We start from the raw sequence: 13,372 nt of genomic DNA, 5'->3' as shown, positions 1-13,372 counted from the left end.
TTTTATTAATTTCGGCTTCGTCTAGAATTTCTATTTCTACTGTTAGAATTTGGCTTGTTTCCTTCCTTTTTTTTCTGGTTGTTTCTTCCTTTAGAGTTAGAATTACCAGCACGCGAGTTTCTATTTCTTCCTTGTCCTTGTTTTTTAGGAGCATTTGGCTCATTAGGATCAGGTTCAAAACCTTCTAGCGTTTCAGTAGGTATTTTAATACCAACTAATTTTTCAATATCACGTAAATAACCAAGCTCTTCTGTACAAACTAAAGAAACCGCTTCACCTTTTGCTCCAGCACGACCTGTTCTACCAATTCTATGCACATAATCTTCAGAGATATTAGGTATTTCATAATTTACAACATGTGGCAACAAAGGAATATCAAGACCTCTAGCAGCAATATCTGTAGCAACTAAAACACTAATTGTTCCGTTTTTAAAGCCTTTTAAAGCTTTGGTTCTTGCTCCTTGACTTTTGTTTCCGTGTATGGCAGCCGCAGAAATATTTGCGCCTAGTAATTTTTTAGTTAAGTTATTTGCACCATGTTTGGTACGTGTAAAAACTAAAACTTGCTCCCATTGACCTTCAATAATTAACTTTAATAATAAGGCTGCTTTTTTAGACTTAGCAACGCGATATATTTTTTGGTTAATAGCATCTACAGTACTGTTTTCTGGAGTAGCTTCTACTTGTACAGGTTGGTTTAAAATACCGTTAGCAAGTTTTTTAATGTCTTTACTAAAGGTTGCCGAAAACATTAAGTTTTGTCTTTTTTCAGGCATTAATTTCATGACACGCTCAATGTCTCTTAAAAATCCCATATCTAGCATTCTATCTGCTTCGTCTAAAACAAATATTTCTACACGTTTTAAAGATAGTAAGCCTTGGCTTTCTAAATCTAATAAACGTCCAGGAGTTGCTACCAATACATCTACACCTTGACGTATGGTTGCTGCTTGTGGTTTTTGATTTACTCCACCAAAAATTACGGCAGATCTAATATTTAAAAATTCGCTGTATTCTCTAACATTAGCATATACTTGCGCAGCTAATTCTCTTGTAGGAGTTAAAATTAAAGCACGAATAGGTCTGTATTTTGCTTTCGGATTTTCGGAAAGAAGATGTAATAAAGGTAAAGTAAAACCTGCAGTTTTTCCGGTTCCGGTTTGTGCAGATGCCAAAACATCTACTCCTAATAATACAGGAGGAATTGCTTTTTGTTGAATTGGACTTGGAGTAGTGTATCCTTTTTTCTGGATAGCTTTCAATAAGGCTTCAGATAAGCCTAAAGATTTAAATGACATATAGTAATTGTTAAATGACAAATTATATATGCCATTTGTAATAAGTTGCAAAGGTACGCTTTAATTATTTGTTGTAGCTGTTTATTCTTTAGTATAAACTTGGTTTTCTTGTTCTGCTACTCGAATAAAAGTGGTTCTTTTAGTAAGTTCTTTTAAACGAGAAGCACCAACGTAGGTACATGTGCTTCGTAAACCACCAAGAATATCTTGTAAGGTGTTTTCTACTTTTCCTTTAAATGGTACTGTAACAGTTTTTCCTTCGCTAGCTCTATATTCTGCAACACCACCAACATGTTTTTGCATGGCTGTTTTTGAGCTCATACCATAAAATTGTTTGTATTGCTTTCCGTTTTTTTCAATAAGTTCACCTCCTGATTCTTCGTGACCAGCTAGCATACCACCAAGCATTACAAAGTCTGCTGCAGCACCAAAAGCTTTTGCAATATCACCAGGAATAGTGCATCCACCATCACTAATAATATGACCACCTAAGCCATGTGCAGCATCTGCACACTCTATAATTGCTGAGAGTTGCGGATAACCAACACCTGTTTTTACACGTGTAGTACAAACGCTTCCTGGTCCAATACCTACTTTAATAATGTCTGCACCTGCAAGTAATAATTCTTCTACCATTTCGCCAGTAACTACATTACCAGCAATAATTACTTTATCAGGATATTGTGCTCTAGTACGTTTTACAAAATCTACAAAATGCTCTGAGTAGCCATTGGCAACATCAATACAAATAAATTTATAATCAGGATTTACATTAAAAATAGCAGCTAGTTTTTCTGCATCATTTTTTCCTGTTCCTGTACTTATAGCAATATAATCTGCAATGTTTTCGGGAGCATTTTTGGTGAATTTTTCCCATTCTGCAATAGTATAGTGTTTGTGTATTGCTGTAAATAATCCTTTTTCACTTAATGCCAAAGCCATTTCAAAAGTACCAACAGTATCCATATTAGCAGCCATAATTGGTATGCCTTTATAAACGGTTTTACTATTTAAAAATTTAAATTCTTGCTGTAAAGACACTTGAGATCTGCTCTTTAAAGTAGAGCGTTTAGGTCTAATCATTACATCTTTAAAGCCTAATTTTATATCATATTCTATTCGCATTGGGAGTAAATTTTTTTTGGATTACTCGTAAATGTAAATGATATTCTATTGTTGTAAAAACAAAATGTCTTTGTGGTAAGAATTAATTGTTAACAAGTGTTGATAGGTATAAAAATAAAAAACCTCACGAAGTCGCTTTGGGTAACTGTCTCGTGAGGTTCTGTTATTTTATTTATAAAAATTTACGATCTCTTTATTTTTTTAAGCTTTGGTTGCTTAACTGTTTTACCATTTTTTTTATAGTAATAATAATCGTCGTTGTTATAGTTGTTATGGTCATTATCCCAATTATTGTGTACATCATAATCTGAAATAAAAACATTATAACCTTGGTTACTGTAGTTTACTTGACCTGTAATTGCAATTACGTTTGCGTATCTATCATAATGTATTTGTAAGCCACCAACTTGGTCTAACATTCCGTATCTGTTATAATTAATATATACAGAACCTAAACGTTTTACTTGTCCTTCTCTGTTATAGTTAACAAATACATTACCAATTCTTCGCACTTTACCATTACTATCATGCGTTATAATTACACCTTCTGTAGGTGTGCTTGAAGCTGTATATGTTACTCTAGTACCAGGAGCACCAAATGTAGTATTTACAGTTCTTGTTCTAGTATTGGTTCTAGCACTAGTACGTGTGCTTGTTGTTTTGTAATAAGAATCTCCTTGTGTGTCCTCTAAATGGGTATTAAAATCAAAACTTCCGTCAGGAAAAATTAAAAACTCTACACCGCGTTCTATAAACTGGATAGGTTGTATAAAACTGTAGCGTGAATTAATTAAATCTTCACCTTGTTTTTGTGTTGCAGTAATTTTTTCTGCTGCTGTTACAGATGTTAATGTCATTAACACTCCTGTACATAATAGTACTAATTTTTTCATAGTATTTAGGTATTAGATTATGCCTACTCATTTAGCTTTTCGGCGTACGCTATTTGTTTAGTTAGTTTCAATTGTCGTGCCAAAAACGTATGTGTTTTATTATCAGTTTTTTACATGATGTATTTTATTGCTTAGTTTTTTCTATTTTTATAGAAACCAACTAAAAACATGTCTGTACAATTAAAAAATTGTAAGAATTGCGAAAAACCTTTTGATGAAGCTTATGAGTTTTGTCCGCATTGTGGACAAAAAGATAAAGACGATTTAACGCTTGGGCTTTTATTTTATAATACCATAAGTAATTATTTTTCATTTGATGCTCGTTTTTTTAAGAGCTTCTTTCCGTTACTTTTTAAACCAGGTTATTTAGCCGAAAAATTTATAGCAGGAAAACGTTTGTTGTATTTACATCCTGCTCAAATGTATTTGTTTGTTGCTATTGTGTTTTTCTTTTTAAACTCTTTTAGGGTAAATACTTGGTCTAATCAATTTGATAAAGAAGTAGGTAAAGTATTTAATCAAGTAAAAGAATTAGATATAAATACAGGAGATCCTGTAAAAGACTCACTAAACCTGATTACATTAACGGATAGAATACAACAAGATTCTTTAGATAGAATAGAAGTGAGGAAGGTTTTACAAGAAAATAAAATCTATACAGGCTTTACAGATAAACAAATAGATTCTATTGTTTCTGGTGAAAATTTTAGAGCCGTTGATTTTTCTTTGGATGAATTTAAAAAGTTAGATTCTTTAATAGCAAAAAATACTCCTGATGCTATTATTTATAAAGAATTAGGACTTAAAGAAAGCGATGGAAACCTAAAAAAACGTTTTTATAGTCAAGGACTAAAGTTTTATAAACAAAGAAAGGCAGGCGGAATATTTCAAACGTTTTTTGATACTATGTCTATTGCCATGTTTTTTATTTTACCAATTTTTGCATTACTATTAAAACTGTTCTTTAGAAAAAGCGGAAGGTATGCACATCATTTGGTATTTAGTTTCTACTACTTTGCCTTTTTATTTACTGTTTTTAGCCTTATTATAGGTGTTAATTATATGGTAGATATTCCAGATTGGATAGATAATTTAATTGTTTTATCTACTTTTATATATCTTTTTATAGCTATAAAACGTTTTTATAAACAAGGTTGGTTTAAAAGCTTTTTAAAAACAAGTTTTGTAACACTGTTCTTTATTCCTGTTGCATTTACTGCAGGATGTATTGTACTTGTGTTTGCAGTTATGAATTTTTAAATGCTTCAATAATGAGGCAATCGCACTTATACAGCAGATTTTTTATTATGCTCTATGATGAAATTTTTACTGAAAAACTAAAACGATAGAAACTTATCTTTTTAGGTTGATGAAATTACCACAAAGCAAAAAGAATTTCTTGGTATAACAGGCAGATTACAGTTTATCTTTTAAATAGTGCGCTGTAACAGAATCTTTTATTTTTACAACTTCTTCAGGAGTTCCTGCTGCTACAAGTTTTCCTCCATTTTCTCCTCCTTCAGGACCTAAATCAATGATGTAATCTGCACATTTAATCAGTTCTAAATTATGCTCTACAACAAGAATAGAATGTCCTTTTTCAATTAAAGCATAAAAAGATTTAAGTAATTTTTGAATATCATGAAAGTGTAATCCTGTAGTAGGTTCATCAAAAATAAACAAGGCATTTTCTTGTCTGGAGCCTTTACCTAAAAAGGTTGCCAGTTTAATTCGTTGTGCTTCACCACCAGAAAGAGTAGAAGAGCTTTGCCCTAATGTAACATAACCTAAACCAACATCTTGTAATGGTTGTAGTTTGGTGTGTATTTTTTTCTGTTCGTGAGCTTTAAAAAAGGTAATGGCATCATCTATAGTAAGATTTAAAATATCATCTATATTTTTATTACCAAAGGTAACTTCTAAAACTTCCTTTTTAAAACGTTTTCCTTTACAGGTTTCGCACTCTAAATGCACGTCTGCCATAAATTGCATTTCAATAGTAACTTCACCTTCACCTTTACAAGTTTCACAGCGTCCACCATCTACATTAAAACTAAAGTGTTTAGCAGCATAGTTTCTTATTTTGCTTAATTTTTGACTAGCATATAAAGAACGTATATCATCATAAGCCTTTACGTAGGTAACAGGGTTTGATCTTGACGAACGACCAATTGGGTTCTGATCTATAAACTCTATATGTTTTACGTTGCTATAGTTTCCTTTTAATTCGGAAAACTGTCCTGGTTTATCACCAAAACCAGTTAGATGTTTTTGTATTGCAGGAAAAAGAATCTTTTTTACCAAGGTACTTTTTCCGCTTCCAGAAACTCCTGTAACTACAGTTAACATGTTTAGAGGAAAAGTAACATCTACATTTTTTAGATTGTTTTCTCTTGCTCCAAGCACTTGAATATTATATTTTGAGGTTCTTCGTTTTTTAGGAACTTCAATTTTTAGTTTTTCATTTAAATATTGCGCAGTTAAAGAATTAGATTTTAAAATGTCTTTAAAAGTTCCTGTAGCAACTACGTTACCACCAAAAGTACCAGCTTCTGGACCAATATCAATAATTTCATCTGCTTCTTTCATGATGTCTTCATCATGCTCTACAACTATAACTGTGTTACCCAAATCACGAAGTGCTTTTAGTACTACAATTAAGCGTTCGGTATCTTTAGGATGCAGACCAATACTAGGCTCATCTAAAATATACATAGAACCAACCAAGCTACTACCTAAAGAGGTTGCTAGGTTAATACGTTGGCTTTCTCCTCCAGAAAGTGTGTTTGATTTTCTATTTAAAGTTAAGTAGTCTAAACCTACGTTTGATAAAAAGGAAAGTCGGCTATTTATTTCTTTTAAAAGTCTTTTAGCAACGGTTTCATCATAGGTATTAAGTTCTAATTGCTTAAAGAAAAGAGCTAATTTACGTAAAGGCATTTCTACCAAATCTGTAATTGTTGCGTCTCCAATTTTAATATAATTGGCTTCTACACGTAAACGTTTACCATTACAAACTTTACACTTTGTTTTACCTCTGTAACGCGAAAGCATTACACGGTTTTGTATTTTATATGCTTTGCTTTCAAGCTCTGCAAAGAAATCATTTAAACCTTCAAAATATTGGTTTCCTTCCCAAATAAGCTGTTTTTGTGCTGCACTTAACTCAAAATAAGGCTTGTGAATAGGAAAATTAAAATGATGTGAGTTATTTACTAATTGGTCTTTGTACCAACTCATACTTTCTCCTCGCCAAGGAAAAATAGCATTTTCATACACAGAAAGTGCTGTATTTGGTATTACTAAATCTTCATCTATACCAATAACATCACCATAACCTTCGCACTTAGGACAGGCTCCATATGGATTATTAAAACTAAATAAATGTACGTTAGGTTCTAAAAATGAAATACCATCTAGTTCAAATTTATTACTAAAATGACGTTGTTTATTATTGCTTAGTGTTTCTATAAAACATTCGCCTTTTCCTTCAAAAAAAGCTGTTTGTGTGGCATCTGCTAGTCGGTTATAAAAGTCTTCATCGTCTTTGGTAATAATTCTATCTACTACCAAGAAAATATCTTTTACATTTTCTTTAATGTCTTGTGTTTCGTCTAAACGAATAATTTGATCTTTTACTTTAATTCTAGCGTATCCTTGCTGGTTTAAAACCTTAAGTTTGTCTTGTAATTCTCTTCCTTCTTCTAAATGAATAGGAGCAAGGAGTAGTAGTTTTTGTCCATCGTCAAAAGATTTTACATAGTTAATAACATCTGCAACAGTATCTTTTTTTACCTCATTTCCAGATTTTGGGGAATAGGTTTTACCAATTCTAGCAAATAAAAGTTTTAAATAGTCATAAATTTCTGTGGTAGTACCAACTGTAGAACGCGGATTGGTAGAGTTTACTTTTTGCTCAATAGCAATAGCAGGAGCAATACCTTTAATATAATCTACTTTTGGTTTGTTAAGTCTGCCTAAAAATTGGCGTGCATAACTAGATAAGCTTTCTACGTAACGTCTTTGTCCTTCAGCATATAAGGTGTCAAAAGCCAAACTAGATTTACCAGAACCAGATAAACCTGTAATAACTACTAATTTATTTCTTGGTATTACTACATCAATATTTTTAAGGTTATGCAATTTTGCACCTTTTATAATGATATTTGTTTTAGGGTTTACTTTAGAAATATTAGTACTCATAAGCTTTTAAAAGGAATAATCTTGCAAAGATACTATAACTAGTTCAGCTTATAAAATAGATTATTGTGTAAATAAATGTTAAAAAAAACATTTAATTTTTTGCTTTTTAGGAATGATTGTTGTTATATTTGAGTCATTCAATACAATTTAACTTAAATTTCAGCATATAGCATAACATTACTTTTTTAAATTTTTAACCCCAAGCATAAGAAGATTTTCTTCTGTGCAAAAAAAGTAAGTATTATGCAAAAAGAACTAATAACCGACGCTTCTCTTGTTAGCAACTACATTCAAGGAAATGAACAGGCGCTAGAAATTTTAATTACCAGGCACAAACAACGAATTTACAGTTTTATTTACTCTAAAGTATATGATAAAGATATTGCTGAAGACATTTTTCAGGATACCTTTATTAAAGTAATACGTACTTTAAAACGTGGTTCTTATAATGAAGAAGGAAAGTTTTTACCTTGGGTGATGCGTATTTCTCACAACCTAGTAATAGATCATTTTAGAAAAAGTAACAGAATGCCTAAATTTAGTAATAGTGGTGAATTTAGTATTTTTTCGGTACTAAGTGATTCTGCTTTAGATGCAGAAAAAACAATTATTAAAGATCAGGTAGAACGTGATGTTAGACGTGTAATGAATGAGTTACCAGAAGATCAAAAAGAAGTTTTAGTTATGCGTATGTATAATGATATGAGCTTTAAAGAAATTTCTGAAAAAACAGGTGTTAGCATAAATACCGCTTTAGGAAGAATGCGTTATGCATTAATAAACATGCGTAAAATTATTGATAAGCATAATATTATTTTGACAAATTAACAATATTATAAAATTAGTTGCGTTAGTAAAGTATAACCAAAACATATTTTGATGGCAAAACTTTACTCTAAAAATTTAAAAAGTGAACAAATTAACATGAGTCCTAAGAATGAAACAATAGATTTTCTTCTTAGTTATTCTAAATCTTTAAGCGTTTTAGAATACAACAAGTTAAAATTTGAAACAGTACTTAACTAATAAAAAAAAATCCTGAAAATTAATTTTCAGGATTTTTTTATGAATTGTTATTTATTATTAGCGTAGTATTCTTTTAAAACAGTACTTCTACCAATGGTTTTGGTAATAATATCTTTTTCTAAATCCCATCCTCTTGCAGGAGAGTACTCTCTACCATACCAAATAATTTGTAAGTGCAAATCATTCCATAATTCTCTAGGGAATAATCGTTTTGCATCTTTTTCGGTTTGATTCACGTTTTTTCCGTTGGTTAAATTCCATCGATACATTAATCTATGTATGTGCGTATCTACAGGAAAAGCAGGAACACCAAAAGCTTGGCTCATTACTACACTTGCTGTTTTATGACCTACAGCAGGAAGTTCTTCTAAAGCTTCAAAACTTTCTGGTACTATACCATTGTGTTTTTCAATTAAAATCTTTGATAAGCCGTAAATACCTTTGCTTTTCATTGGTGATAATCCACAAGGTTTTATAATTTCCTTGATTTCTTCTACCGAAAGCTTTACCATATCATAAGGATTATCTGCTTTAGCAAAAAGTAAGGGAGTAATTTTATTAACACGTACATCTGTGCATTGTGCGGAAAGCAAAACAGCTACTAATAAAGTGTAAGGATCTTTATGGTCTAGAGGGATTGGTATTTCTGGATAGAGCTTGTTTAACGTTGTTATAACAAAATCTACTTTTTCTTGTTTAGTCATTATTGTATCTTTGATAGCAAAAATAAGAAATATGAAGACATTACAAGTAGGAGATACCGTTCCAAATTTTACAGTAAATAATCAAGATGGCGAAGCTATATCTTTAAGCGATTATAAAGGAAAGAAACTTATTGTTTTCTTTTATCCTAAAGCAAGTACTCCAGGATGTACAGCAGAAGCTTGTAACTTACGTGATAACTATAAAGTTTTGCAAGATCAAGGATATGAATTACTTGGTGTAAGTGCAGATTCTGAAAAAAGACAAACCAATTTTAAAAACAAATATGAATTTCCTTTTCCTTTGCTAGCAGATGAAGAAAAAGAAGTAATAAATGCTTTTGGTGTTTGGGGAGAAAAGAAATTTATGGGAAAAGTTTACGATGGTATTCATAGAAAAACTTTTATAGTAGATGAAAATGGAGTAGTAGCGCGAGTAATTGATAAAGTAAAAACAAAGGATCACGCAGCACAGATTTTAGAATCTTAAAACAAGAAGATTTAAAACATAAAAAAAAGCGATCTTTTAAAAAGGTCGCTTTTTTTATTACAATATATATTGCTTGTTTATTGGTTTCCGTTATACACCTCTTCGGTTTCACAACTAAATAAACTTTTCTCTTTTATAATTTTAGATACACCTTCAGGAAGCATAGTTTCCCAACCAGCTTCTCCGTTGGTAATCATTTTTAAAACGGTTCTAGAAAATACAGTAAGAATTTTAGGATCATAATCTGTAATGTCTACTACTTTACCATTGTATTTAAAGAATTTATACAATTCTTTCATTCTAGGATGTACTTTTAAATCTTCACTAGTAGTTAAAGTACCATTTTCATTTTCCATAGGATATAGATACACGCGTAAATCTTTAAAGAATAATTTACCAAATGCTTCTAAAATACCTCCACTTAAATGGCGATAGTATTTTTCGTCAAAAATATCTACAAGGTTATTTACTCCCATAGCAAGACCCATTCTAGCTTTAGAGTATTGTGAGAAGTATTCTACTAATTTATAATACTCTTGAAAGTTAGAAATTAGTACTGTTTGACCTAGAGAACAAAGTAATTTTGCTCTATCCATAAAGTCTTGTTCGTCAATTTCTCCTTCAGCACGAAGGTTAGATAAAGTAATTTCAAAAACCACTTGTGTTTTGGCTTCATCTACTTTATTTTCTTTAATAAACATGTCATAAGAAGTATGGAACATATCCATATTTACCTTAGTAACAGGTCTAAAACTACCACGAAGAGCTAATATATTCTTTTTGTAAAGTACTTTAGCAGGTAATACATTATTACCATCTGGAGCAAACATGACAGCATCTGTCATTCCGTTTTTTACCAGTTGTAAACTCATTAATCTATTATCTACATCTTCAAAAACAGGTCCAGAAAAATTGATAGTATCAATTTCTAATTGGTCTTTATCTAAATGATCGTAAAGGTATTTTAATAGTTTTTTAGGCTCATTATATTTATAAAAAGCACCATAAATAAGGTTTGTTCCTAAAACACCTAAGGTTTCTTGTTGTAGTCTAGCATCGTTTTCTTTAAAACGTACATGCAGAATAATTTCATTATACTCTTGGTCTGGATCTATTTGGTATTTAATACCAACCCAACCATGGCCTTTGTATTTTTTAGCAAAATCTATGGTTGCTACAGTATTTGCATAAGAGAAAAATAACTTGTTAGGATGGTCATCACGAGTTAATCGTTCTTCCATTAATCTAACTTCATGATTTAGCATCTTACGTAAACGTGCTTCTGTAACATAACGTTTATCGTCTTCAATACCATAAATAGCATCACTAAATGCTTTATCATATGCAGACATTGCTTTGGCTATTGTACCAGAAGCGCCACCTGCTCTAAAAAATTGACGTACCGTTTCTTGTCCTGCGCCTATTTCGGAAAAAGTTCCATAAATATTTTCGTTTAAGTTTATACGTAGTGCCTTAGTTTTTAATGAAGGTACATCATCAAACTCTTTATCTCCCTTAATGGTTATTTCCATTTAATTTATTTGGTTTACTTGCTATTAAAACAAAGATATTAAATTAGTATACCAAACAAAAAAATAAACTTATTTTTGTTGTTAAAATCTACTACAATTGAAAGTAACTTTTCTTGGTACAGGAACTTCTCAAGGTATTCCAGTTATTGGAAGCACGCATCCTGTTTGTTTAAGCGAGGATAAAAAAGATAAAAGATTACGTGTGTCTGTAATGATAACGCATGAAGATCGTGTTTATGTTATAGATTGTGGTCCAGATTTTAGGCAACAAATGCTAAATCAAAGAGCCACCCAATTAGATGCTATTTTATTTACGCATGAACATGCAGACCATACAGCAGGACTAGATGATATTAGACCATTTTTTTTTAAACAAGGAGATATTCCTGTTTATGCACATGAAAGAGTACTACAATCGCTAAGAAAAAGGTTTGATTATATTTTTGAAACCGAAAACAAATATCCAGGAGCACCTAGTGTGGAGGAACATGTAATTACCAATGCACCATTTTTTATAGAGGATTTAAAAGTGACTCCTATTAATGGTATGCATAATACCTTACAAGTATTTGGATTTAGGTTTCAAGATTTTGCCTATTTAACAGATATGAAAACGGTTGCAGATAAAGAAGTTGAAAAACTACAAAATTTAGATGTTTTAGTAGTTAATGCTTTACGCGAAAAAGAACATTTATCGCATTTTAATTTAGAAGAAGCCTTAGCGTTTATTGATAAGGTAAAACCTAAAAAAGCCTATTTAACACATATAAGTCATTGGTTAGGTTTTCATGAAGAAGTACAAAAAAAACTTCCTGAAAACGTGTATTTAGCTTATGATGGATTAACCATTAACCTTTAATTTAATTACCTATTTATTATGAAGAGTAAAATTTTTATGTATTTGTTTGTTTTTACAGCATTACTTGTTGTGTTTCAATATGTAAATTCAAAAAACGTATTTGAAGCAGATAAAAGACAACTTGAAGGTTATGTAAAGAAAATAGAAAAATATAAAGATTCTATTACTGTTTTAGAAGATAAGGCATTTGGTTTGTCTGAGTTTACCCTTAGCTATTCTGATGAAGCTTTAAATTATATTGAAAAGCGTGGTTATGAAAGTGACCAATTAATAGCTTTTATAGAAGAGTCGTTATATGAGTTAAACGCACAAGAAGAAGGAAATCCGTTAGTGCCATATGCAGCAATGTCTCCGGGAGGAAAAATGATTATTAATGCTATTCGTGTACTAAACCACAAATGGTTGATTTGTAATTTTAATGATGGCGAATATTGGGGAGAATTAATCTTGAAATATACCATTGGTGAAAATGGCGAGCTCATGTTTGAAGTGGTAGATTCGTTATTATATCCTACTAATTAAATAATACGAACAAAAAAAAAGACCACTATAACTAGTGGTCTTTTTTTATATATAAATTATACGTATTTATATTTTATTTATAAGCCACTCTTTTAAAGCATAAAAGTTTTGTGGAGCAACACCATGACCTACAGGAAACTCACTGTATTCATGTTTTATATTTAAAGATTTTAAAAATACAGGTGCTTTTCTAGCCCAATCTACAGGAATTACTTGATCTACGCTACCATGAGAACAGTAAAAGTTAAGCTTAGAATAGTCTTTGGTTTCTATATCTGCAGGTAAAATTGCAGGATTAACATAACCACTTAAAGCAATAATATTATTTACTTTTTCAGGATAGGTAAGTGCCACTGCATAACTTAAAATGGTACCTTGACTAAAACCTAAAAGGGTTACATTATTTTTGTTAACAGGATAAGTAGCAACTGCTTCATCTATAAATTTAGCTATTAAATCTCTAGATTGCTTAGCTTCTTCATCATCACTCCATTTTGCTCCAGTAGCATCAAAATTAATGGTGTACCAAGCATTACCATAAGGTTGCATGGCTTGAGGTGCTCTAACAGAAATGATAAATAATTCTTCTGGTAGTTCGGCAGCAAAAGAAAACAAATCATTTTCATCGCTTCCGTAACCATGAAATAATATTAATAAAGGTGCATTTTCTTTTAAAGAAGATTCACGAATTATATGATAAAGGGAAAGGTTTTGTGCAGTCAT

The 13,372-nt window shown here is 31.1% G+C and carries 12 protein-coding genes; 5 read left to right on the top strand and 7 right to left on the bottom strand.

Features of this window, described 5'->3' with window-relative positions:
- Positions 1-5: 5 nt before the first annotated feature.
- From ACFSSB_RS04740 to ACFSSB_RS04730, 3 genes are all read right to left on the bottom strand, one after another.
- Positions 6-1,298: a DEAD/DEAH box helicase gene (locus ACFSSB_RS04740; RefSeq protein ID WP_379901520.1), complete on the bottom strand. Its 1,293-nt coding sequence runs from the start codon at positions 1,296-1,298 to the stop codon at positions 6-8.
- Positions 1,299-1,379: 81 nt separating this feature from the next.
- Entirely contained in the window at positions 1,380-2,423 is a 1,044-nt protein-coding gene (locus ACFSSB_RS04735; RefSeq protein WP_379901518.1) for a GMP reductase, read from the bottom strand.
- Between the two features lie 182 nt (positions 2,424-2,605).
- Positions 2,606-3,316, bottom strand: a complete 711-nt coding sequence (locus ACFSSB_RS04730) for a hypothetical protein (RefSeq protein WP_379901516.1) — start codon at positions 3,314-3,316, stop codon at positions 2,606-2,608.
- A gap of 168 nt (positions 3,317-3,484) precedes the next feature.
- Between ACFSSB_RS04730 and ACFSSB_RS04725 the strand changes: the two genes are divergently transcribed.
- Positions 3,485-4,576 (top strand): DUF3667 domain-containing protein, encoded by a 1,092-nt coding sequence (locus tag ACFSSB_RS04725; RefSeq protein WP_379901513.1) that lies wholly within the window; start codon positions 3,485-3,487, stop codon positions 4,574-4,576.
- A 156-nt stretch (positions 4,577-4,732) separates the two neighbouring features.
- On the opposite strand, the gene uvrA is transcribed toward ACFSSB_RS04725, so the two are convergent.
- Positions 4,733-7,519: an excinuclease ABC subunit UvrA gene (gene uvrA, locus ACFSSB_RS04720; protein ID WP_379901511.1), complete on the bottom strand. Its 2,787-nt coding sequence runs from the start codon at positions 7,517-7,519 to the stop codon at positions 4,733-4,735.
- Positions 7,520-7,762: 243 nt separating this feature from the next.
- On the opposite strand from uvrA, the gene ACFSSB_RS04715 reads away from it, so the two are divergent.
- Complete coding sequence (locus ACFSSB_RS04715) at positions 7,763-8,347, top strand: RNA polymerase sigma factor (RefSeq protein WP_379901509.1); 585 nt, start codon at positions 7,763-7,765, stop codon at positions 8,345-8,347.
- Between the two features lie 245 nt (positions 8,348-8,592).
- Here the strand turns inward: ACFSSB_RS04715 and ACFSSB_RS04710 are convergent, their stop codons facing one another.
- On the bottom strand, positions 8,593-9,249 hold the full coding sequence (locus ACFSSB_RS04710; RefSeq protein ID WP_379901506.1) for an endonuclease III domain-containing protein: 657 nt from the start codon (positions 9,247-9,249) through the stop codon (positions 8,593-8,595).
- Positions 9,250-9,280: 31 nt separating this feature from the next.
- On the opposite strand from ACFSSB_RS04710, the gene bcp reads away from it, so the two are divergent.
- Positions 9,281-9,736, top strand: coding sequence for a thioredoxin-dependent thiol peroxidase (bcp, locus tag ACFSSB_RS04705; protein ID WP_379901504.1), 456 nt, complete (start codon positions 9,281-9,283; stop codon positions 9,734-9,736).
- Positions 9,737-9,813: 77 nt separating this feature from the next.
- On the opposite strand, the gene ACFSSB_RS04700 is transcribed toward bcp, so the two are convergent.
- Positions 9,814-11,268 (bottom strand): TonB-dependent receptor, encoded by a 1,455-nt coding sequence (locus ACFSSB_RS04700; protein ID WP_379901502.1) that lies wholly within the window; start codon positions 11,266-11,268, stop codon positions 9,814-9,816.
- Positions 11,269-11,365: 97 nt separating this feature from the next.
- Between ACFSSB_RS04700 and ACFSSB_RS04695 the strand changes: the two genes are divergently transcribed.
- Both ACFSSB_RS04695 and ACFSSB_RS04690 read left to right on the top strand, forming a co-directional pair.
- Positions 11,366-12,127, top strand: a complete 762-nt coding sequence (locus tag ACFSSB_RS04695; protein ID WP_379901500.1) for an MBL fold metallo-hydrolase — start codon at positions 11,366-11,368, stop codon at positions 12,125-12,127.
- Between the two features lie 18 nt (positions 12,128-12,145).
- Positions 12,146-12,649, top strand: a complete 504-nt coding sequence (locus ACFSSB_RS04690) for a hydrolase (RefSeq protein ID WP_379901498.1) — start codon at positions 12,146-12,148, stop codon at positions 12,647-12,649.
- 66 nt (positions 12,650-12,715) lie between these two features.
- Here ACFSSB_RS04690 and ACFSSB_RS04685 read toward each other — a convergent pair whose 3' ends face one another.
- Positions 12,716-13,372: an alpha/beta hydrolase gene (locus ACFSSB_RS04685; protein ID WP_379901494.1), complete on the bottom strand. Its 657-nt coding sequence runs from the start codon at positions 13,370-13,372 to the stop codon at positions 12,716-12,718.

Origin of the sequence: Lacinutrix gracilariae, assembly GCF_042684485.1 — a bacterium.
Taxonomy (GTDB): Bacteria; Bacteroidota; Bacteroidia; order Flavobacteriales; family Flavobacteriaceae; genus Oceanihabitans; species Oceanihabitans gracilariae.
This window is presented reverse-complemented; position numbering and strand designations above follow the sequence as displayed.

What these genes read in the sequence shown, in the direction of transcription:
- ACFSSB_RS04740 (WP_379901520.1), bottom strand. Translation starts at nt 1,298, where the DNA reads ATGTCATTTAAATCTTTAGGCTTATCTGAAGCCTTATTGAAAGCTATC.
- ACFSSB_RS04735 (WP_379901518.1), bottom strand. Translation starts at nt 2,423, where the DNA reads ATGCGAATAGAATATGATATAAAATTAGGCTTTAAAGATGTAATGATT.
- ACFSSB_RS04730 (WP_379901516.1), bottom strand. Translation starts at nt 3,316, where the DNA reads ATGAAAAAATTAGTACTATTATGTACAGGAGTGTTAATGACATTAACA.
- ACFSSB_RS04725 (WP_379901513.1), top strand. Translation starts at nt 3,485, where the DNA reads ATGTCTGTACAATTAAAAAATTGTAAGAATTGCGAAAAACCTTTTGAT.
- uvrA (WP_379901511.1), bottom strand. Translation starts at nt 7,519, where the DNA reads ATGAGTACTAATATTTCTAAAGTAAACCCTAAAACAAATATCATTATA.
- ACFSSB_RS04715 (WP_379901509.1), top strand. Translation starts at nt 7,763, where the DNA reads ATGCAAAAAGAACTAATAACCGACGCTTCTCTTGTTAGCAACTACATT.
- ACFSSB_RS04710 (WP_379901506.1), bottom strand. Translation starts at nt 9,249, where the DNA reads ATGACTAAACAAGAAAAAGTAGATTTTGTTATAACAACGTTAAACAAG.
- bcp (WP_379901504.1), top strand. Translation starts at nt 9,281, where the DNA reads ATGAAGACATTACAAGTAGGAGATACCGTTCCAAATTTTACAGTAAAT.
- ACFSSB_RS04700 (WP_379901502.1), bottom strand. Translation starts at nt 11,268, where the DNA reads ATGGAAATAACCATTAAGGGAGATAAAGAGTTTGATGATGTACCTTCA.
- ACFSSB_RS04690 (WP_379901498.1), top strand. Translation starts at nt 12,146, where the DNA reads ATGAAGAGTAAAATTTTTATGTATTTGTTTGTTTTTACAGCATTACTT.
- ACFSSB_RS04685 (WP_379901494.1), bottom strand. Translation starts at nt 13,372, where the DNA reads ATGACTGCACAAAACCTTTCCCTTTATCATATAATTCGTGAATCTTCT.